General features: G+C 64.1%; 21 protein-coding genes. 7 read left to right on the plus strand and 14 right to left on the minus strand.

Annotated elements, in window-relative coordinates:
* Positions 1 to 9: 9 nt before the first annotated feature.
* Positions 10 to 990, minus strand: a complete 981-nt coding sequence (gene rfaD, locus ACVJ19_RS37295; protein WP_453954020.1) for an ADP-glyceromanno-heptose 6-epimerase — start codon at positions 988 to 990, stop codon at positions 10 to 12.
* 172 nt (positions 991 to 1,162) lie between these two features.
* On the opposite strand from rfaD, the gene waaF reads away from it, so the two are divergent.
* Complete coding sequence (waaF, locus tag ACVJ19_RS37300) at positions 1,163 to 2,245, plus strand: lipopolysaccharide heptosyltransferase II (protein WP_453954021.1); 1,083 nt, start codon at positions 1,163 to 1,165, stop codon at positions 2,243 to 2,245.
* A gap of 61 nt (positions 2,246 to 2,306) precedes the next feature.
* On the opposite strand, the gene ACVJ19_RS37305 is transcribed toward waaF, so the two are convergent.
* Together ACVJ19_RS37305 and ACVJ19_RS37310 are read right to left on the minus strand one after the other, a co-directional pair.
* Entirely contained in the window at positions 2,307 to 2,690 is a 384-nt protein-coding gene (locus ACVJ19_RS37305; protein WP_453954022.1) for a helix-turn-helix domain-containing protein, read from the minus strand.
* Positions 2,691 to 2,989: 299 nt separating this feature from the next.
* On the minus strand, positions 2,990 to 4,027 hold the full coding sequence (locus tag ACVJ19_RS37310; RefSeq protein WP_453954023.1) for a glycosyltransferase family 4 protein: 1,038 nt from the start codon (positions 4,025 to 4,027) through the stop codon (positions 2,990 to 2,992).
* A 126-nt stretch (positions 4,028 to 4,153) separates the two neighbouring features.
* Here ACVJ19_RS37310 and galE point away from each other — a divergent pair, with 126 nt between their 5' ends.
* The 3 genes from galE to ACVJ19_RS37325 all read left to right on the plus strand — a co-directional run bounded on the left by galE (position 4,154) and on the right by ACVJ19_RS37325 (position 7,825).
* Positions 4,154 to 5,167 (plus strand): UDP-glucose 4-epimerase GalE, encoded by a 1,014-nt coding sequence (galE, locus tag ACVJ19_RS37315; protein ID WP_453954024.1) that lies wholly within the window; start codon positions 4,154 to 4,156, stop codon positions 5,165 to 5,167.
* A gap of 116 nt (positions 5,168 to 5,283) precedes the next feature.
* The gene (locus ACVJ19_RS37320; protein WP_453954025.1) at positions 5,284 to 7,086 is read left to right on the plus strand and encodes an ABC transporter ATP-binding protein; all 1,803 of its coding nucleotides are present in this window, start codon (positions 5,284 to 5,286) and stop codon (positions 7,084 to 7,086) included.
* Between the two features lie 37 nt (positions 7,087 to 7,123).
* The gene (locus ACVJ19_RS37325; RefSeq protein WP_453954026.1) at positions 7,124 to 7,825 is read left to right on the plus strand and encodes a fumarylacetoacetate hydrolase family protein; all 702 of its coding nucleotides are present in this window, start codon (positions 7,124 to 7,126) and stop codon (positions 7,823 to 7,825) included.
* 125 nt (positions 7,826 to 7,950) lie between these two features.
* Here the strand turns inward: ACVJ19_RS37325 and ACVJ19_RS37330 are convergent, their stop codons facing one another.
* The 5 genes from ACVJ19_RS37330 to ACVJ19_RS37350 all read right to left on the minus strand — a co-directional run bounded on the left by ACVJ19_RS37330 (position 7,951) and on the right by ACVJ19_RS37350 (position 11,817).
* Positions 7,951 to 8,409, minus strand: coding sequence for a YybH family protein (locus ACVJ19_RS37330; protein ID WP_453954027.1), 459 nt, complete (start codon positions 8,407 to 8,409; stop codon positions 7,951 to 7,953).
* Positions 8,410 to 8,550: 141 nt separating this feature from the next.
* On the minus strand, positions 8,551 to 9,282 hold the full coding sequence (locus ACVJ19_RS37335; RefSeq protein ID WP_453954028.1) for a sulfite exporter TauE/SafE family protein: 732 nt from the start codon (positions 9,280 to 9,282) through the stop codon (positions 8,551 to 8,553).
* A 233-nt stretch (positions 9,283 to 9,515) separates the two neighbouring features.
* Positions 9,516 to 10,445 carry an aspartyl/asparaginyl beta-hydroxylase domain-containing protein gene (locus ACVJ19_RS37340; RefSeq protein WP_453954029.1) on the minus strand — a complete coding sequence of 310 codons (930 nt, stop codon included), beginning with the start codon at positions 10,443 to 10,445 and terminating at the stop codon, positions 9,516 to 9,518.
* A gap of 145 nt (positions 10,446 to 10,590) precedes the next feature.
* Positions 10,591 to 10,746 carry a hypothetical protein gene (locus ACVJ19_RS37345; RefSeq protein ID WP_453954030.1) on the minus strand — a complete coding sequence of 52 codons (156 nt, stop codon included), beginning with the start codon at positions 10,744 to 10,746 and terminating at the stop codon, positions 10,591 to 10,593.
* Positions 10,747 to 10,893: 147 nt separating this feature from the next.
* Positions 10,894 to 11,817, minus strand: coding sequence for a LysR family transcriptional regulator (locus tag ACVJ19_RS37350; RefSeq protein WP_453954031.1), 924 nt, complete (start codon positions 11,815 to 11,817; stop codon positions 10,894 to 10,896).
* Between the two features lie 212 nt (positions 11,818 to 12,029).
* Here ACVJ19_RS37350 and ACVJ19_RS37355 point away from each other — a divergent pair, with 212 nt between their 5' ends.
* Genes ACVJ19_RS37355 through ACVJ19_RS37365 form a run of 3 tightly spaced genes read left to right on the plus strand, consistent with a single transcriptional unit; the run spans position 12,030 to position 14,275 of the window.
* On the plus strand, positions 12,030 to 12,740 hold the full coding sequence (locus ACVJ19_RS37355) for an SDR family NAD(P)-dependent oxidoreductase (protein WP_453954032.1): 711 nt from the start codon (positions 12,030 to 12,032) through the stop codon (positions 12,738 to 12,740).
* Positions 12,741 to 12,757: 17 nt separating this feature from the next.
* Positions 12,758 to 12,994: a tautomerase family protein gene (locus ACVJ19_RS37360; protein ID WP_453954033.1), complete on the plus strand. Its 237-nt coding sequence runs from the start codon at positions 12,758 to 12,760 to the stop codon at positions 12,992 to 12,994.
* A 30-nt stretch (positions 12,995 to 13,024) separates the two neighbouring features.
* Positions 13,025 to 14,275, plus strand: a complete 1,251-nt coding sequence (locus tag ACVJ19_RS37365) for an MFS transporter (protein ID WP_453954034.1) — start codon at positions 13,025 to 13,027, stop codon at positions 14,273 to 14,275.
* 25 nt (positions 14,276 to 14,300) lie between these two features.
* Here the strand turns inward: ACVJ19_RS37365 and ACVJ19_RS37370 are convergent, their stop codons facing one another.
* The 6 genes from ACVJ19_RS37370 to metK form a co-directional block, all read right to left on the minus strand.
* A complete protein-coding gene (locus ACVJ19_RS37370; RefSeq protein ID WP_453954035.1) occupies positions 14,301 to 14,924 on the minus strand; it encodes a phasin family protein in 624 nt (207 codons plus the stop codon).
* Entirely contained in the window at positions 14,887 to 15,549 is a 663-nt protein-coding gene (locus tag ACVJ19_RS37375) for a nucleotide-binding protein (protein WP_453954036.1), read from the minus strand. The genes ACVJ19_RS37370 and ACVJ19_RS37375 overlap by 38 nt, the downstream gene beginning before the upstream one ends.
* Before the next feature lie 142 nt (positions 15,550 to 15,691).
* Positions 15,692 to 17,158 (minus strand): flavin-containing monooxygenase, encoded by a 1,467-nt coding sequence (locus ACVJ19_RS37380; RefSeq protein ID WP_453954038.1) that lies wholly within the window; start codon positions 17,156 to 17,158, stop codon positions 15,692 to 15,694.
* A 50-nt stretch (positions 17,159 to 17,208) separates the two neighbouring features.
* Complete coding sequence (locus ACVJ19_RS37385) at positions 17,209 to 17,628, minus strand: nuclear transport factor 2 family protein (protein WP_453954039.1); 420 nt, start codon at positions 17,626 to 17,628, stop codon at positions 17,209 to 17,211.
* Between the two features lie 161 nt (positions 17,629 to 17,789).
* Positions 17,790 to 19,211 carry an adenosylhomocysteinase gene (ahcY, locus tag ACVJ19_RS37390; protein WP_157326795.1) on the minus strand — a complete coding sequence of 474 codons (1,422 nt, stop codon included), beginning with the start codon at positions 19,209 to 19,211 and terminating at the stop codon, positions 17,790 to 17,792.
* Between the two features lie 200 nt (positions 19,212 to 19,411).
* The gene (gene metK / locus ACVJ19_RS37395; protein ID WP_453954040.1) at positions 19,412 to 20,608 is read right to left on the minus strand and encodes a methionine adenosyltransferase; all 1,197 of its coding nucleotides are present in this window, start codon (positions 20,606 to 20,608) and stop codon (positions 19,412 to 19,414) included.
* Positions 20,609 to 20,665: the final 57 nt, after the last annotated feature.

A 20,665-nucleotide genomic window follows, 5' to 3' on the forward strand; every position in this document is an offset into this window, starting at 1 on the left:
CAAAAAGCCTCAGCGGAAACGGTCGGGCCGGTCGAGATAATCCCCGACATAGGCTTTCACCGCGTCCTCGAGCGTCGTGAAGCCGCCGTTATAGCCGGCGCGGCAGAGGCGATCGACCTCGCTCTGGGTGAAGTACTGGTAAGCGCCGCGGATGTTCTCGGGCATGTCGATGTATTCGATGTTGGGCCTGGTGCCGAGCGCGGCATAGGCGGCCAGCATCAGATCCCTAAAGCTGCGCGCCTTGCCGGTGCCGACGTTGAAGAGCCCGGAGACGGAGGGCGTGGCCAGCAGCCACATGATGACGCGCACGACGTCGTCGACATAGATGAAGTCGCGGCGCTGGTCGCCGTCGGCGATGCCCTCGCGATGCGACTTGAACAGCTGCACGACGCGGCCCGCTTTGACGTCGTCGAAGCGGCGCGCCAGCACGCTCATCATCGAGCCCTTGTGGTATTCGTTCGGGCCGAACACGTTGAAGAATTTCAGGCCCGCCCATTGCGGCGGGAGCGGATCGCCGTTCGCTACGCGCCCGGCGACCGCGAGATCGAACATGTGCTTGCTCCAGCCGTAGAGATTCATCGGCCGCAGCTTCTTCAGTGCCGGCAACGAGGCGTCGTCGCCAAAGCCGGCCTCGCCGTCGCCATAGGTCGCTGCCGAGGAGGCATAGATGAACGGCACGGCGCCCGCCGTGCACCAGTCCAGCAGGCGCATCGACATCCGGAAATTGGTCTCGAACACGTGGTCGCCGTCGGTTGCGGTGGTCGCGGAGATCGCCCCGAGATGGATAACGGCATCCAACTTGCGCCCCTGCAGCCAGTCGGGCAGCTCGGCCGGCGGGACGATATCCACAAGCTGGCGTTTGGCGAGGTTGCGCCACTTGCCGTCATTGCCGAGCAGATCGCACACAACGACGTCGCTGCGGCCGGCATCATTCAGCGCGGCCACGACATTCGATCCGATAAAACCGGCCCCGCCGGTCACCAGCAACATTCCACCTACCTGCCCGATTTTCTTAAGGTCCGACCCTGCCGTAGCGCATCATCTGCCAAAGTGTAAGCATTTTGGGCAGACGCTTTTGGACTCGCGCTCTCCCTGCTTTACGTCCCGGCCCGGAGCGGCTAACCGAACCGCCACATCAGCTCGCCTTCGGCCCTATTAACGAATGAACCAAGATTCGCAACTTAGTGGACATGCAGATCGGGACGACACGCGCCCGATCCTGATTATTCCCTACATGTGGATCGGCGATTTCGTCCGGAATCACACCGTGGTGCGGGTCCTGAAGGAGCGCTGGCCGAATCGGCCGGTCGATCTCCTGACCACATCCCTGTGCGCCCCGCTGGTCGATTACATGCCCGGCGTTCGCGAGGGGATCGTCTGGGACCTGCCGCGCAGCCGGCTGGCCGTGGGCCGGCAGTTCGGCCTGGCGAGCCTCCTGCGGAAGCGGAACTACGGCACCGCCCTGGTGCTGCCTCGGACCTGGAAGGCGGCCATCGCGCCGGCGCTGGCCGGTATCCCCGAACGGGTCGGCTTCGTCGGCGAGTTCCGCTTCGGCCTGCTCAACCGCTGGCGCTGGGGCGAGAAGAAGCTGCCCCGCTTCATCGACAAGAACGCTGCGCTGGCCCAGCCCGACGGCGCCCCCCTGCCCCCGGAATGGCCGGTGCCGCAATTGCGCGTTCCCGCCGAGGAGATCGTGCGCTGGCGGCAGGCCAACGGCCTTAGCGCCGGCGCCGCCGTGGCGCTGGCCCCCGGCTCGGTCGGCGTCTCCAAGCGCTGGACCTATTATCCGGAAGCCGCCCGCCTGCTGGTCGAGCGCGGCCTCGAGGTCTGGGTGGTCGGCGGCCCCGCCGAAAAGGGCCTCGCCCAGGAGATCGTCGCCGCGGGCGGCCCCGGGACCGCTGGCGGCCCTGGGGTGCGGGATCTCACGGGCAACGATTTGCGCAACGGCGTGCTGGCCATGGCGGCGGCGGGCGTCGCGATCTCCAACGATTCCGGCCTGATGCACATCGCGGCCGCGCTCGGCACCCCCACCATGGGCATCTTCGGCCCGACCAGCCCCTATCTCTGGGCTCCCCTCAACGGCCTTGCCGCCACCGTGGTCCAGGACAAGAGCGTGCTCTCCTGCCAGCCCTGCCAGAGCACGATCTGCAAAATGAACGACCACCGCTGCATGCGGGATATTGCGGCGGCGGAGGTGGTGGGGATCGCGCAGCGGGTGCTGGGTGAGGCGGGAGCGCGAGTTTAGCCGTCACCTGCGAGGACGGTTCGTATCTTGGGGACGTCAGCGTCAGAGTTCGCCGACAGAACTATGCAGATGCACGCCCCAGCTCATATTGAGCTGTCAGAGCACCAATCGGAATATTCCATTCCTTGCTGATGGTCCGGATCATCTCCAGTGTCAGTGGGCGGACGCGATTCAAAATCTCGGACGCGCGATTGCGTCCAATCAACGCCGCCAATTCTGCCTGCGATCGCCCCATGGACTCGATTGCGAAATGGAGGACGTCGATCGGATCGCCGTGCATGGTCGCGAAGTGATTGTCTTCGTATTCTTTGATGAGCGACGACAAAACTTCGAAGCGATCACCATCAGGCGTACCGCGTGTCGGCTCGGCCTCGAAATAGCGGGACACTTCGCGGATGGCCCAATCGTAATCCTGTTCGTTGTGGAACGGCTTTACGTCCATCATCACACAGTCTCCGCGTCTATTCCGTCATACTCTTTGTGCGTACCGACAAACTTGATGAGAGCTGTTTTGAATTTGTAGGAGAACGGCGCGCGGACTGCAAACTCGCCTCAGCGAGGGGCAAGACACTTTGGGCAGTTTGGGATCATGCCAATCTACCACTGTTTTGCCCGACGGGTCAAAATAATTTCGTAAAATCCGTAAATCTTGACGCCCTCCGCCCAAGCCATTGATTCCATTGACCCCGGCTACTGTGCATGGGGTTGTTTTCGCAGTTCTTGTTTGCGACCACCAAGCGGCGCTCAGAGCAGCGGCCGATAGACCTCGCCGATCCGCGCCGCTTCGGCATCGAGGCTGAATCGTTCGAGCACCCGCGCCCGCCCGCGCTGGCCCATCACGGTGGCAGCGGCCACGTCGCGCATCAGCGGCTCGAGTGCCACAGCGAGCGCGTCGGCATCGCCCGTCGGGACCAGCACGCCGGTGACACCATCCTCGACCACGAGCTCGGCCGCACCGGCGCGCGCGGCGACTAGCGCACTTCCCGCCGCCATCGCCTCGATCAGCGTCAGGCCAAAACCTTCGTTGCGCGAGGTGAAGGCGTAGATCGTCAAGCGCTGATACCAGCGCTGCACCGCTTCGATCGGCAACTCGCCGGTGATGACGATGCGCGATTGCAGGTTGGCTGCCTCGATGCGCTTCTTCAGGTCGTTCGCAAACGGCGTCTGCTCCGGCGTGACCTGACCGACGATGACGGCCGTGAAGTCCGGGTAGCGCGGCAGCAAGCGGCACAGCGCATCGACGAACACGTCGGTGCCCTTCTGCGCGCGCACGCGGCCGAAGCAGCCGATGGCGTAGCGGCCCGGCAGCGCGGCTTCCGCGAAAGCCGCGGCGCGATCGATCGGCGGCGCGTAGATTTCGGTGTCGACGCCATGCGGGATCACGGTCGCCTTCACCTTCAGGAACGAGGCCGAGATGTCACTCGTCGCGATGATCGCGTCCATGCGCCGGATCAGCCAGCGCGTGATCCAGCTATGATGCCGCTGCGCCGCCGAGGTGAACACGAGCTTCAGCGGCCAGCCGAGCGCGCGCAGCACGACGCCCGCGATCATCTCGTTGTTGCGGCGCGCGTGCCAGATCAGCGGCGACTTGCGGCGCCACAGCCGCAGGAAATCAGCGCCGCTCAGCCGCGCGATCCCCTCCGGCGCGTCCGAGCCGAACCAGGCGGCGCGATACAGTTTCGCCAGCCGCGGCGCCACCATCCGGTTGGTCGCGGTGACCCCGGAATAGCGCCTGTGCAGATTTGGCACGATCACCTCGAGATCGCCCTGGGAATTCGCCACGTCATGCTCCGTTTCGAAAGGTCCCTATACGCAACATTAAGCATAGTGACCAGTTCAGGGCCGCCGATACCCCCTCTTCACCACGCAAGCGCTAGCTTTGCGCGTTGATCGAGGACGGGTGAGACCATGACTGTGCTAGTCACCGGCGGCGCCGGTTATATCGGAAGTCATACGGTCCTGGCGCTGGCGGAAGCCGGCGAGGACGTCGTCGTGATCGATGATCTCTCCACCGGTTTCTCCGCTTACCTGCCCGAGGGCGTGCCGTTGTTCATCGGCGATGCCGGCGACGAGAACCTGCTCGAAGGCGTGATCGCCCAGCACAACATCGAGAGTATCATCCATTTCGCAGGCTCCGTGGTCGTGCCGGATTCGATGCGCGATCCGCTCGGTTATTACCGCAACAATTTCACGACCGCGCGCAACCTGCTCAACGTCGCGGTCAAGCGCGGCATTGGCCGCTTCATCTTCTCCTCGACCGCCGCGGTCTACGGCAATCCGGACCAGGTGCCGGTGCCCGAGCACGCGCCGACGCGGCCGCTGTCGCCTTACGGCTCGTCGAAGCTGATGACCGAGATCATGCTGCACGACGTCGCCGCCGCCTACGGCATGCAGTACGTCACCTTGCGCTATTTCAACGTCGCCGGCGCCGATCCGCAGGCGCGCATCGGGCTAGCCACCGTCGGCGCCACGCATCTGCTCAAGATCGCGGTGGAAGCCGCAACCGGCCAGCGCGCCAAGATCGACGTGTTCGGCACCGACTATCCGACCCCGGACGGAAGCTGCATCCGCGACTTCATCCACGTCACGGATCTCTCGCAGGCCCATCGCTCGGCGCTCGCTTACCTGCGCAACGGCGGCGCCTCGACCACGCTGAATTGCGGCTACGGCCGCGGCTATTCGGTGCTGGAGACCATCGACGCCGTGCGCCGGGTGTCCGGGCGCAGCTTCGCCGTCCAGTACGCCCCGCGCCGGCCCGGCGACATCATGACCATGGTCGCCGACACCAGCCGCATCCGCGGCCTGCTCGACTGGAAGCCGCAATATGACGACCTCGAAACCATCGCGGCCCACGCGCTGGCCTGGGAGGACAAGCTGTTCCGCGAGCGCCATGGCGAGCTCCGCCAGGCCGTCTCGGCCTAGATTCCGTCCGGACGCAAGCCCTTAATTGGGCTTGAAAAACCCCGCTTGAGCGGGCACAGAGGCCATTCGATCCCTGACGCGCGGGCAGGCTTCCCTGCGCCGTCAATGGACTACGGATGGCCCAGTTTCCAAAGAAAATCACCGACGATCCCTATGCGGCAGCGGTCCTGATTCGCCGCCTGGTCACCGAACAGGGCGTGGTCTACTGGCGGCGTTACCTCGTCGCCTTTTCGCTGATGGCGCTCGCCGCGGGCTCAACCGCAGGCGCGACCTATGTGCTCGGCCAGGTCATCAACCAGGCCTATGTCGACAAGAACATCCCGGGCATCGCGATGTTCTCGGGGATCACGGTGATCCTGCTCTTCATCAAGGGCGTGGCGACATACGGCCAGATGGTGATCCTGACCAAGATCAGCAACGCCATCCTTGCCACCAACCAGCGCCAGCTGTTCGCCAAGCTGATGCGCGAGAGCGTCGGCTTCTTCTCCGAGCGGCATTCGTCCGAGTTCCTGGCGCGGCTGACGGCCGGCGCAAAATCCATCACCGACGTGCTCAACATGCTGGTCAACGCCGTCGGGCGCGACTTGCTGATGCTGCTCGCCATGATCGGCGTGATGGTGTGGCAGGATCCGCTGATGTCGTTCATCGGTCTCGTCGCGGTGCCGCCGGCGATGCTGGTGCTGCGCAAGCTGGTCAAGCGCATCAAGGGCCTCGCCTACAACCAGTTCACCGGCACCGCCGACATCATGGAGACGATGCAGGAATCGCTGCAGGGCATCCGAACCGTCAAGGCGTTCACGCTCGAAGACACCATGCAGAAGCGCATCGACGAGAACATCGCGATCGTCGAGCGCAACGCCAACAAGATGGCCCGCGTCGCCAACCGCTCCAACCCGCTGATGGAGATGCTCGGCGGTTTCGCGGTCGCCGGCTGTCTGCTCTATGGCGGCTACAGCGTGGTCGCGCTCAACGCCACGCCCGGCGCCTTCTTCTCCTTCATGACCGCGTTCCTGATGGCGACCGAGCCGGCCAAGCGCCTGGCGCGGCTCAACATCGATCTCAACAGCCAGCTCGTCGGCGCGCGGATGCTGCTCGAAGTCGTCGACAGTCCCGCGAGCGAGCAGTCGGACGACGACAAGCCGGCGCTGAAGCTCTCCGACGCACGGATCGAGCTGCGCGACGTCAGCTTCTCCTATCGCGCCAATGAGACCGTGCTCAACCGCATGAGCTTTGTGGCCGAACCCGGCAAGGTCACCGCGCTGGTCGGCCCGTCCGGCGGCGGCAAATCGACCGTGCTGGGGCTGCTCTTGCGCTTCTACGAGGTGACGCAAGGCGACATCGTGATCGACGGCCAGTCGATCTCTTCGGTCTCGCGCAAATCGCTGCGGGCGCAGACCGCCTATGTCGGCCAGGACGTCTATCTGTTCCGCGACACCATCCGCAACAACATCGCTTTCGGCAAGCCGGGCGCGAGCGAGGCCGAGATCATCGAGGCGGCGAAGGCCGCCTGCGCGCATGATTTCATCATGGGCTTCCCGCTCGGCTACGACACGCCGGTCGGCGAGCACGGCACGCAGCTCTCGGGCGGCCAGCGCCAGCGCATTGCGGTGGCGCGCGCGCTGCTCAAGAACGCGCCGATCATCCTGCTCGATGAAGCCACCGCCGCACTCGACTCCGAATCCGAGCGGCAGGTGCAGGAGGCGATCGAGCATCTCTGCCAGAACCGCACCACCATCGTGATCGCGCACCGCCTGCACACCATCATGCACGCCGACGCCATTCTGGTGGTCGAGGGCGGCGAGATCGTCGAGCAGGGCCGCCACGACGAGCTCCTGCGCCGCGGCGGGCGCTATGCTTCGTTCTTCCGCCTGCAACATCGCGACGCCGGCACTCTGGCGCCGATCAGCGCAACCGCATAGAGTTCCTCATCAACCTCAAGAGCAGCGAGACCGCTCCATGAACGCCGCCTCCTACGTCATCCCGCTTCCGCCCCAGGCTTCGCTTCCCGTCGTCGGGGAGAGCGGCCGTTTTCCGGTGCGCCGCATCTGGTGCGTCGGCCGCAACTATCTCGAGCACATCCGCGAGATGGGCAATGACGAGCGCGCCCCGCCGTTCTTCTTCGCCAAGCACGCCGACATGCTGGTGCCCGACGGCGCCACCATTCCGTATCCGCCGCTGACCAAGGATTTGCATCACGAGGTCGAGCTGATCGTCGCGCTGAAGAGCGGCGGCCTCAACATTCCCGCCGACAAGGCGCTCGATCACGTCTACGGCTATGCCGTCGGCATCGACCTCACCCGCCGCGACCTCCAGATCGCCTCGCGCAAGAAGGAGCGCCCGTGGGAGATCGGCAAGTCGTTCGACGGCTCGGCGCCAGCCTCCGCGGTGCAGCCCGCCTCTAAGATCGGCCACCCCTCGACCGGCAAGATCTGGCTCACCGTCAACGGCAAGGAAGCCCAGAAGGGCGACCTCAACGAGATGATCTGGAACGTGCCCGAGATCATCTGGCAGCTCTCCCAGCAGGTGAAGCTCGCCGCCGGTGACATCATCATGACCGGCACGCCCGCCGGCGTGTCGCAGCTGCAGCCCGGCGACAAGCTCGAATGCGGCGTCGACGGCGTCGGCACGCTGAAGGTGAGCATCGGCCAGCCGGAATAGGCTCGATATCGTAGGGTGGATTAGCGAAAGCGTAATCCACCACTACAGACGTACGACAACAAAGAACGTCAATTGTTGCTCGCGCCTATTGGTGGATTACGCTTCGCTAATCCACCCTACGCGCGCTACCAGGCCTTCACCGGCCGGTTGGCGTGGCTTGCCTGCGGCACACCGCGATTGAGCGACATGTGCGAATGCACGCACAGCCAGCCGTCGCCATTCCTTGAAAACACCATTGTGGCCCGGCCCGGCCGCGCAAACGCGCTGCCATCGGGATGATAGCCAGTGCTCGTCCACGGCGCGATTACGGTCGCCATCGCTCCGTCGGGTGATGCCAGAACAGAAGTCTGATCGAGGACGAAACGGAAGTCGGCCGTCTTCGGCCAGACGTTGTCCCATTGCGTCTTGACCCATTGATCGAGGCCGGGGATGACGTCGTTGTGCGTACCGAAGGCGAGCACCTCGGGGTGGAAAAGCGGCCTCGCCGAGGCGTAGTCGACCTCGCGAACATAGCCCGCGAAGGTTTCCAGCCACTGGCGGAAGAACTGCGTGATCTCTGCATTCGCGGTCGGCAAGGGCGCCATTGCCTGCTCCATATTGGCCACAAGGCCTCTACCCTTACAACACAGCGCGTCCGATGTCCGCCATGTTGCTGGTAACGGAGGCAAGCCCATCGCTTCCGACGTTGCCCGTAGCCAAACAATCGACGCCGTGCCTATACCAGTTTACGTTCGCAAATAGGGTAGGAGCAAAAGCTGAAGGCCAGCCATGCCCAGGATCGCTGCCAGAGCGCAACGTGTCATCCTTTCCGACAACCAGCGCAAACCTATCAATGTCCCGAGCATCGCACCTGCAAGCGCCGCCAAGGCATAGAGCCAAGTCTGCTCGGAAGGGGCTTGACCAGCATATGCTGCGCCGAGAAACCCCAGAACCGAATTTGCCAAAATGAAAGGCGCTGAGAGAGCTGCCGTCTGTTTCGGCGAAGCCCAGCGCAGCGTAATCAAGATCGGTGCCAGGAAGATCCCGCCACCAACACCGGTAAGCCCAGACACGAGACCAACCGCCGCGCCGACAGCGAAGGCGCCGCGCAACGGCATCGATCGATCTTGTGCTCCCTGACGTACGTGACCAACAGCAAGGATTGCCGCCGCGAGCAAAAGCACAATACCGGTAAAAGCCTTGTACAGATGCGCATCAAGCACGATCAAGCCGCCGACAAGAGCGGCCGGCAGCGAAGCGGCTAGCAACGGACGGAGTTTGGTCCAGTCGACCAAACGACCGCGATTGAAAAGCCAGGTGGAGTACGTGGCAGCAACAATATTCAGCAGGAGGGCCGTGGGACGCATTTCAACCGGTGGGAACGAGGCGAACGCCATCAAGGCGAGAAACGCCGTACCGCCAGCTTGGCCCACCGTTGCGTACAACAGCGAAATGACCGCAAATAACACTGAGATCATTCTGCCTACGTACAACGTAGGCGGCCGAGACCACAAAGAAAAAAGCCGCGGAAATCACTCCGGGGCCTCTTGATTCTGCCCCGTAGGGCGGATCAGCGACTTGTCCGCCGTAGCTCGAAGAGCGAAGGCGGAAGCGTAATCCGCCAACGCATCGCGCCACACCCCCCGGGGTCGATTGTCGTTCTGCCGAATGGTGGATTACGCTTTCGCTAATCCACCCTACGCACGTCGGCTTACCGCAACGCCGACATCACGATCAGGCCGAGGATCAGCGCCGTCAGCGAGTATTTCAGCGTGTAGTAGACGTTGCGGTTCCACTCCTTGACCTTGCGGCTTGCGAGGTGGATCTCGTAGAGCTTGCCGAACACCTCGTTGAGCACGCCGACGCTCTCGCCGTCGACGTTCTGGGTCGCCGACGCCTTGACGATGTGATGACTGACCCAGCGGTTGATCGCGGTCATGAAGCCGAACTTCATCGGACGCTCGACGTCGCAGAACAGGATGATGCGATTGACGTCGGTCGCGTTCTCAGCGCTGTGGATGAAGGTCTCGTCGAACATGAAGGCTTCGCCATCACGCCAGACGCATTCGACGCCATCGACGAGGATCCGGCACTTGTTCGAGTTCGGCGTAACCAGGCCGAGGTGATAGCGCAGCGAGCCGGCGAAGGGATCGCGATGCGCGCCCAGCTTGCCGCCCGGCGGCAGCACCGCAAACATGGCGCCGTGCACGCTCGGAATCGACTTGAGCAGCTCCACCGTCTTCGGGCACAGCGTGTTCGCCGACGGCAGGAAGTCGTCGTACCATTTCAGGTAAAACCGCTTCCAGCCGCTCTTGAAGAACGAGTAGAAGCCCCAGTCGTTGTTCTTGGCAGCGGCACGGATGAAGCCCTCGTCGAACAGACGCACGGCCTCGTCGCGAATGGTCTCCCAGTTCTCGCTGAGGGGCTTGAGCTCCGGAAACTGCTCGACCGAGATCACCGGCTTGTTCGGCACGGCCGAGCCGGCGTACATCAGCACGTTGTAGGGCGCGAGATAGGTCGAGTGATCGCCAAGCTGGCGCGCGAAGCGCAGCCGCTGCTTGCCGCGGAAGTGAACGTAGATCGTCGAGGCCGCAAGCACATATAAAATGACGAGTTGCGGCGCAAAAAGCTGTTTCAACATTTCCCCAAGTTCCCCAGTGACCCAGCCGGGGACGTCATCTACTCCGCGCCGGCCCGAGCGGCAAGATATTCACCGCTGGGTTGCAATCACGCTGGGGAGAGCGATCGGACGGAACTTGGGGGCGAAAGGGTCGAAACCGCCCGAATCAAGCCCGTGCCAGCGCCTGGAGGCCCTTGAAGGTCAGGCGCTTGGGGTCGGTGACGCCGGCAAGGTAGAGCCGGCGGATGAAGGCAACGACGGCTTCTCGGTCGCAATCGGTCAGCGCGACGACGGCGTCGACCGCGATCTTCTGGGCTTCCATTGGGCTCACCTCGGCCTTGCGAGTAACCCCGGCCGAGACAGGCTAGGACTCATCCGTTAAATCGGCGTTAACCGTTTTGGAACCATCACCGATTCAGCTGGGTCGCCGTATACGCAAAACAACGCATTGCGGACGGCGCGAAGCGGCTCAGCGCGGCTTCATACTCCTCTTCAGCAGTGCAAACTGCTTCTTCAGCCGGGGCACGGCGAAGTCGGTGAAGGCGCGCACCTTGGGCACCGAGAGCCGGCCCTGCGGGCAAATCAGATGGGCGGGCATCTCCGGATCCTCGTCGTCCGCCAGCACGATCTCGAGTTCGCCACGCGCGACCTGCTCGGCCACCTGGTACGAATACATCCGCGCCACGCCGCGCCCGGCCACGGTGGAGGCCACTGCCGCATAGGTGCTGTTGACGACGAGCCGCGGGGTGAACTGCACGGTGCGCGGCGCCGATGAGCCCGCCTGCGGCGCAAAGGTCCAGGAATTCGGCAAATGCGCCATCGCGACGATCTGGTGCTTGGCAAGATCGCCGGGCTCGGCGATGCGCGGATGCTGTTTCAGGTAACGGGGAGCGGCCACCACGACGCGGCTGATCCCGCCGACCCGCATCGCCACCATCGCCGAATCCGCCAGCGGACCGATGCGAAGCGCGATATCGACGCCTTCCTCGATCAGATTGACCGCACGGTCGAACAGCAGGAGTTTTGCCGACACGGTCGGATAGGCGTCGAGAAACGCATCGAGGATCGGCCGCAGCACCATCTCCCCCGAGACCACCGGAGCGGTGATCGTGAGCAGGCCGCGCGGCGCCGTGCGCGGTCCGGCCGCGATGTCCTCGGCCTCCTCCAGCTCGGTGAGCACGCGGCGGCAGATCGCGACATAGCGCTCGCCCTCCTCGCTCAGCTTGATCGACCGCGTCGTCCGGTGCAGCAGCTCGGCGCCGATCCGCTCCTCCAGAAAGGCGATGGCGCGGCTCACCGCCGCCGGCGAGCGGCCGAGCTTGCGCCCGGCGGCAGCCAGGCTGCCCTCGTCCACCGCAAGGACGAACACTTTCATCGCATCCAGACGATCCATGCGTGTCCCGCCGGCCCCACGTTTTCGGCTGCAAACTAGGCGTTCGCTGCGGCCGCGACAACCGCCGCCGGGCGCTGATCCGGCATTCGTTCGCGCCGCGAAAGAGTGTCTGCCGAGCAGCGGATATTCGCAAGCAAGCCGCCGCAGCGTAACTCAGCGGGCAAGCCGGCCGCAGCTGGCGCAGGTTTTCAAGCCAACAACAGGAGCCCGTCATGGGTATCGAGCAGAAGGTCGCCATCATCACCGGTGCATCACAGGGTATCGGCGCCGCCCTGGTCCAGGGTTTTCGCGATCGCAACTATCGCGTCGTCGCAACGGCGCGCTCCATCAAACCGTCGGGCGACGACGACGTCCTCGCCGTTGCCGGCGACATCGCCGACCGCTCCACCGCCGAGCGCGTGGTCTCGCAGGCGGTCGCCCGCTTCGGCCGCGTCGACACGCTGGTCAACAATGCCGGCATCTTCGTCGCCAAGCCGTTCACGCAGTACACCGCCGAAGACTATGCCGCAGTGATGGGCACCAATGTCGCGGGCTTCTTCAACATCACGCAGCTCGCCATTGCCGAAATGGAGAAGCAGGGGTCCGGCCACGTCGTCCAGATCACGACCACGCTGGTCGACCACGCCAATTCCAACGTGCCCTCGGTGCTGGCCTCGCTGAGCAAGGGCGGGCTGAACGCCGCGACCAAGTCGCTTGCGATCGAATACGCCAGGCGCGGCATCCGCGTGAACGCGGTGTCGCCCGGCATCATCAAGTCGCCGATGCACGCCGTCGCGACGCATGCGCAGTACGGCGCGATGCATCCCGTGGGCCACATGGGCGAGATGTCCGACATCGTCGATGCCGTGCTCTATCTCGAACGTGCCTCCTTCGTGACCGGCGAGATCCTGCATGTCGACGGCGGCCAGAGCGCCGGTCACTGAGCCGAGAGAGAACCACGATGCCCATCGTCACCATTCAAGTGACCCGCGAGGGAACGACGCCGGGTGCGGCGTCGCTCACGGCGGAGGAGAAGGCCGCGCTGATCAAGGGATCGAGCGAGCTGCTGCGCGACGTGCTCGGCAAGCCGCCCGAGTCCACCTTCGTCGTGATCGAGGAAGTCGACACCGACAATTGGGGCTGGGGCGGCCTGCCCGTGCAGGAATTCCGGTGCCGCCGCGCCGCCCAGACGGGATGACCCGTGCGCCATCACGCGCAAGAGGATGACATGACCAGCGCAGATACGAAGCAACACGTCGAGACCCGGCCGCATCCGCGGCCGGGATCGGCGTCTCAACAGACGTCCTCACAGCAAACCTGGCGATACGCCGTGGCCGGCTTGTCCGCATCGCTGGTCGGGCTTGGCCTTGCCCGCTTTTCCTATACGCCGCTGACCCCGGCCCTGATTGCGGCAAAATGGTTCAGCGCCTCCGACGTCGTCTATCTCGGTGCTGCGAACCTTGCCGGCTATCTCGCCGGCGCGCTCGCGGCACGCGCCGTCGCCACCCGCATCGGCACGGTCCGCGCGCTGCGGGCGATGATGCTGCTCGCCACACTCTCCTTCCTTGCGAGCTCAGCCCCGGTGTCATTCACCTGGTTCTTCGCCTGGCGCTTCCTGTCGGGCCTCACCGGCGGCATCATCATGGTGCTGGCGGCGTCCGTCATTCTGCCGCACACCTCGGCCGCAAGGCGCGGCATCGTCGGCGGCGTGATCTTTGCGGGCGTCGGGCTCGGCGTCGCCGCGTCGGGCACGCTGGTGCCGCTGCTGCTGCAACAGGGCTTGCAGCAGAGCTGGTATGGCCTCGGCGTGCTCTCGGCCGCGCTGACGCTCGCGAGCTGGTGGAACTGGCCTGCGGAAACCAAGGCTGATGCTGCGCCTTCACATCACCCCGCGAAGCATCACCATGCGTCGACGGCCACCCGTGCGCTGCTTGTCCAATACGGCCTCAATGCCGTGGCGCTGGTGCCGCATATGGTCTTCATCGTCGATTTCGTGGCGCGGGGGCTCAGCCAGGGTATTGCTGCGGGATCGCGCTACTGGGTACTGTATGGCCTCGGCGCGATCGTCGGTCCGCTCGTCACCGGCCATCTCGGCGACCGCTCAGGTTTTGGTCCCGCCCTGCGCGCGGCGTTCCTGATCGAGGCGGCGGCCGTGCTGCTGCCGACCGTCAGCACCGCGCCGCTATCGCTGATCGTGTCGAGCGTGGTGGTCGGCGGCTTCACGCCGGGCATCGTGCCGCTGGTGCTCGGACGCATCCATGAGCTCGTGCCTCATTCGACCGAACAGCAGCGCGCGACGTGGAGCCATGCCACCACCAGCTTTGCATTGTTCCAGGCAGCCGCCGCTTACGGCTTCTCCTGGATCTATGCGCAGACCGGCGGAGACTACCTGGTCCTGTTCGGCCTCGGTGGCGGCGCGGTCGTCCTCGCGCTGGCGATCGATCTTGGCCGCGCCCTGATCGTCCCGCGCAGATCCTGAGCGCGATGACGGCAGGCGAGCGGCATTACCTGGCACTGGGCTTTGTCATGCTTTGAGCAAGCGACCTCAGCAACTCGGTTTGCTTCAGGACCAACTCACATTGCTTTCGCGTATGCGTGCCCGACAGCTCCACCAACTCCGCCAGCGTTTTTGCACGGGCTAGCTCCCGCGCATACTCCAAGGTCGCGCCCGCATTGACCTTCATCAGTTCGAGCACGACGGTGCGACACTCGGCTGCCGTTCCAATCGCGTCGATGAGGTCGCTTTCCGCGACGACGGTTCCATTGGCCTCTGATGTCACACCGGCCAGCCGTGACTTTGCGAGGTCATTGGCGTAGTTGAGCGCAGCGCTCATGCCGTCCAAAGCGCGGGCTTGATACTCCTTGGCCATGTCCACGATGAGATCAGTGGTGGTACTGCTCGGAGGTTCAGGTCTTGCAACGATGACGCTGGCCGCTTCTTGTATCGGAGCAGGCGCTTCCTGCGCGATCCGCGGCTCATCTTGGGGGAAGACGGCGACTGAGCCCGGCGGCATGGCCAAGCCCTCGTCGACCGCACGGCTCACTTCCGCCGCCAGTTCCAGCAGCGAGCGACGCCCGGCGCGTGCAACGTCAGCAGGCAGCTTTGAGCGCGCCTTTCCCATGATCATTCGACTCCTCGGCCAAGTGCGCCGCGATCCAACCCCACAAACCGACAATTTCGTCCGAAGCTTTGCCCGCCGATGCGAACTCCGTCACACCCAGCCCTGCTCCGAGCGCATCCTGGTGATCGTTACGCTGCGCAATAAGCGGAAGCGCAAGCACGCCGAGCGAGCTTAGTGATGTGGCAGCCTCGCTCAGCCGGCACCCCCGCGTCGGCGTCTGATTGAGGATGAAGGCAAATCGGCGGTTGAGCCTGCGAATGGCGATCAGTGTAGGGATTGCGGCTTCGATATCGGCCGGGCTCGGGCGCGCCGGGATGAGACAGAGATCGGCGCAGGCGATGACGCGCATTGCCAGGCTGTTGGTCGTGGCAGCTGTGTCGATGATGGCAAGCCAGACGCCTTCGGCCCTCAGGCGCGCGATCAACGGTTCGATCTCGGCAGGATCGGTAACGCGCTCGACGCGAGGATAGGGATGCTCGCGGCGCTCTTTCCATTTCGAGATCGTACCTTGCGCGTCCGCCTCAATGAGAGCGACGCGCTCCGCGCGCTGCATTGCTGCGACCGCCAGTCCAACGGACAGCGTACTCTTGCCGCTTCCGCCTTTTTGCGTGACCAGGGCAAGGACGTGCATGTCCTGCGCTCCCCTCAAGACGGCAACGACGCGGAACTCAGACGTTGTCGGAAATAACCTTCTTGCAGCGCAAAAATACTACCGCAAGTCGCGATTCGTCTCAAGCGAACGCGAGGCTATCCCGGTATCCTACGTAGCAAGATCAGGAGTATTGCATCACGCCGTCGTCGATCCGGCCGAAGCGCAGGGAGACGATGTCGAGCGCGTAGTTCTGGTACAGCCGCCACGGCCGCTTCGAGCCCTGTTTCGCCATTTTTGCGACCGAGCGCTGCACGTAGCCCGAGGTGAAATCGAGCGAGGGCTGCGCGGTGATCTCCGGATCGTCATTGTGCGGCATGCATTGCCGGAAATTGTGCCGGTCCATGTAGTTGATGAGCCGGCAGACATATTCGCAGGTGAGATCGCATTTCAGCGTCCAGGACGCATTGGTGTAGCCGAAGGCCGAGGCCATGTTCGGCACGTCGGCATACATCATGCCCTTGTAGGTCAGCGTCTTGGCGAAATCGACGGCACGGCCGTCGACGCTGACCTCGAGACCGCCGACGACCTGGAGCACCAGCCCCGTCGCCGTCACGATGATATCGGCGGCAAGCTCGCTGCCATCCTTCAGGCGGATGCCGTCGCGCGTAAAAGTGTCGATCTCGTTGGTGACCACAGCGGCGCGCTTTTCGCGAATTGCCTTAAAGAGGTCGCCGTCGGGAACGAGGCACAGCCGCTGGTCCCAGGGATTGTAGCGCGGCGTAAAATGGGTCGCGACGTCGTAGTCGGGCCCGAGCGCCATCTGTACGCCCTTCAGGATGAGATCCTTGACCTTTGCAGGCCGGCGCCGGCTGAGCTGGAAGAAGAACATCCCCCACATCACGTTGCGCCAGCGGATCAGATGATAGGCAAGCCGCGCCGGCAGATTGCGGCGCAGCTTGTTGGCGACGGGATCCTGCGCCGGGCGCGACACCACATAGGTCGGCGAGCGCTGCAGCATGGTGACCTGTGCCGCTGTCTTGGCGAGTTCCGGCACCAGCGTCACCGCGGTCGCGCCGGAGCCGATCACGACGACGCGCTTACCCGCGTAGTCGATATCCTCGGTCCATTTCTGCGGATGCACGATGCGGCCGGCGAAGTCAGCCGTGCCCTTGAACTCCGGCGTGTAGCCCGCTTCGTATTTGTAATAGCCCGAGCACATGAACAGGAAATTGCAGGTGAAGCTCACGAGCTCCGTTGCGCCCTCGCCTGCGATGCGTTCGGCCTCGACGGTCCAGCGCGCATCCGGCGTCGACCACGCCGCGCGCTTGACGCGATGGCGGAAGCGGATGTGCTTGTCGATGCCGTTCTCGCTTGCGGTCTCGCGCACATAGTTCAGGATCTGCGGGCCATCGGCGATCGCCTTCGGATCGGTCCACGGCTTGAAGGAATAGCCGAGCGTGAACATGTCGCTGTCAGAGCGGATCCCGGGATAGCGGAAAAGGTCCCAGGTGCCGCCGACACAGTCGCGGCCCTCGAGGATGACGTAGCTCTTGCCCGGGCACTTGGTCTGGAGGTGATAGCCCGCGCCAATGCCGGACAGGCCGGCACCGACGATGAGCACGTCGAAATGTTCTTTAGCTTCGGTCATGGCGTTCTTCCCCGGCACAGGATGGGCGACGCCGTGCCGAATTGCAACCGTCAGGCGGTGGCAGCGTCGTAGACAAGGGCTGTGTCGAAATACTCGTAGAATTCGATCGCCTTGCCGTCCTTGAAGCGCCAGAAATCGACCTTCGGGGTCTCAAAGACCTTCCCGGTCCTTTTGTTGGTCCAGGCAGTTGAGCCGCGCGCGAAGACAGCATCGCCCTGCGCGACGTATTCATTCATGGTGTAGTGCTGCATGCTCCAGTCGGCCAGCAGACCGTCGAAATAGCAGCGCAGCTGGGCGCGGTCGTCATAACACTTGGCAAAGGGCACCGCCGGAGCCCCCTGCGGAAGCGAGTCGAATTTGATCTGCGGACCGATGACGCTGTCGAACCAATAGTCGACGCTGCCGCCCTTGCTGTCGTTCCACCGACGATAGGCTTCCTTGAGCAACTGAACGTTGGCTTCGCTGGACATCGCATTCCCTCCATATGCATCTGACAATGAACGTGGGAAACGCGGCCACCCGCTTCAGAAGTGCGGGCTTGTTCTGGCTCTACCTCCGAGCGTAGCACAACGGGTCTGCAAAAAAAGGCCCCGGATCGCTCCGGGGCCTTTGTTTCGCAACTGCCTGCAGATCAGTAGCGGTAGTGATCCGACTTGTACGGACCTTCCTGCTTCACGCCGATGTAGTCGGCCTGGTCCTTGCGGAGCTCGGTGAGCTTGACACCGATCTTGGCGAGGTGCAGGCGCGCGACCTTCTCGTCGAGGGTCTTCGGCAGCACGTAGACTTCCTTCTTGTACTTGCCGTCCTTGTTGTTGGCGAACAGCTCGATCTGCGCCAGCGTCTGGTTGGTGAAGGACGCCGACATCACGAAGGACGGATGGCCCATCGCGTTGCCGAGGTTCACGAGGCGGCCCTCCGACAGCATGATGATGCGGTGCTTGTCGGGGAACTCGATCTCGTCGACCTGCGGCTTGATGTTGGTCCACTTCAGATTGCGCAAGCTCGCGATCTGGATCTCGTTGTCAAAGTGCCCGATGTTGCAGACGATGGCACGATCCTTCATCGCGCGCATGTGCTCGATGGTGATGATGTCCTTGTTGCCGGTCGCGGTGACGAAGATGTCGGCGCGGGGCGCGGCATCTTCCATCGTCACGACCTCGTAGCCTTCCATCGCGGCCTGGAGCGCGCAGATCGGATCGACCTCCGACACCATGACGCGGCAGCCGGCCTGGCGCAGCGAAGCCGCCGACCCCTTGCCGACGTCGCCGAAGCCGGCGACCATCGCGACCTTGCCCGACAGCATCACGTCGGTGCCGCGGCGGATGCCGTCGACCAGCGATTCACGGCAGCCATAGAGATTGTCGAACTTCGACTTGGTGACGCTGTCGTTGACGTTGATGGCAGGCCAGAGCAGCGTGCCAGCCTTCTGCATGTCGTAGAGACGATGCACGCCCGTGGTGGTCTCTTCGGAAACGCCCTTGATGCTCTTGGCGATCTCGGCGAAGTAGCCCTTCGGCTTTTCCTTGAGCTGCTTCTTCAGAAGCGCGAAGAAGACTTCCTCTTCTTCCGAGCCCGGCTTGTCCAGGAACGCGGTGTCGCCGTTCTCCGCGCGCAGACCGAGATGGACGTACATGGTGGCGTCGCCGCCGTCATCGAGGATCATGTTCGGGTGACCGCCGCCGTGCCAGTCGAACAGCTTTGCGGTGTAGTCCCAGTACTCGGTCAGCGTCTCGCCCTTGACGGCGAAGACGGGAATGCCGGCGGCCGCGATCGCGGCGGCAGCGTGATCCTGCGTCGAATAGATGTTGCAGGAGACCCAGCGAATGTCGGCGCCGAGTGCGGCCAGCGTCTCGATCAGCACGCCGGTCTGGATCGTCATGTGCAGGGAGCCGGCGATGCGCGCGCCCTTCAGCGGCTGCTTCGGGCCGAACTCCTCGCGGGTGGCCATCAGGCCGGGCATTTCGGTCTCGGCCAGCGAGAGCTCCTTGCGGCCGAAATCGGCGAGCGAGATGTCCTTGACGATGTAATCGGTGAAGCCGGGCTTCGCGTTCATGTCTGTTTCCTAATCAGTGAGGCTGGCGTGTCAGTAGCAAGGCAAGCTGCACGCTGTGTGGCACCATTCTCCCTCTCCCCGTTCTTACGGGGAGAGGGCCGGGGTGAGGGGCTCTATCCAAGCACTGAGCTTGCGGAGAGTCCCCCTCACCCGCCGCTTCGCGGCGACCTCTCCCCGCAAGCGGGGCGAGGTTAAGAGCGTCAGAGCGCGCGCTTGAGCTGCTCGACGAGATCGGTCTTCTCCCAGGAGAAGCCGCCCTCGTTGTCGGGCGTGCGGCCGAAATGGCCGTAGGCCGAGGTGCGCGCGTAGATCGGGCGGTTGAGGTCGAGATGGCTGCGGATGCCGCGCGGGGTGAGGTCCATCGCCTTGGCGGCGGCCTTCTCGAGCTGGTCCTCCGACACCTTACCGGTGCCGTGGGTGTCGATGTAGATCGACAGCGGGCGCGCCACGCCGATGGCGTAGGCGAGCTGCAGCGTGCAGCGGTCGGCAAGACCGGCGGCGACGATGTTCTTGGCGACGTAGCGCGCGGCGTATGCCGCCGAACGGTCGACCTTGGTCGGATCCTTGCCGGAGAACGCGCCGCCGCCGTGCGGGGCCGCGCCGCCATAGGTGTCGACGATGATCTTGCGGCCGGTCAGGCCGGAATCGCCGTCGGGACCGCCGATGTAGAACTTGCCGGTCGGGTTGATGTGCCAGATGGTCTTCGACGTGATCCACTCCTTCGGCAGCGCCTCGCGCACATACGGCTCGACGATCTCGCGAACCTGGTTCGAGGTGAGGTCCGGAACCAGGTGCTGGTGCGAGACCACGATCTCGCGCACGCCGACCGGCTTGCCGTTCTCGTACTGCACGGTGACCTGGCTCTTGGAGTCCGGACCGAGCACCTTCTCCTTGCCGGAGTGGCGGGCTTCGGAGATGAGGCGGAGGATCTTGTGGGCGTAGAAGATCGGCGCCGGCATCAGATCCGGCGTCTCGTTGGTGGCGTAACCGAACATGATGCCCTGGTCGCCCGCGCCCTCTTCCTTGACCTCGCCCGGCTGGAGCGCATCGACGCCCTGGGCGATGTCGGCCGACTGCGGATGCAGCAGGATCTCGATGTCAGCAGTCTTCCAGTGGAAGCCTTCCTGCTCGTAGCCGATGTCCTTGATCGCGCCGCGCACGACGCTCTCGATCTGCTCGTTGGTGACCGACTTCGGACCGCGGGTCTCGCCCGCAATCACGACCTTGTTGGTGGTCGCGAGCGTCTCGCAGGCGGCGCGGATCTGCCACGGGTCGATGCCGGCTTTCGGCCCCTCGCGGTAGAACAGATCGACGATTTCATCGGAGATCCGGTCGCAGACCTTGTCGGGATGGCCCTCGGACACGGACTCGCTGGTGAAGAGATAGGACGCGCGCATCAAGTAACCCCTTGTTCCGCCACTCGACGGCGGTTCGTTTGCGATGTTTACCGTTGG

It is taken from the genome of Bradyrhizobium sp. USDA 376 (assembly GCF_054063675.1).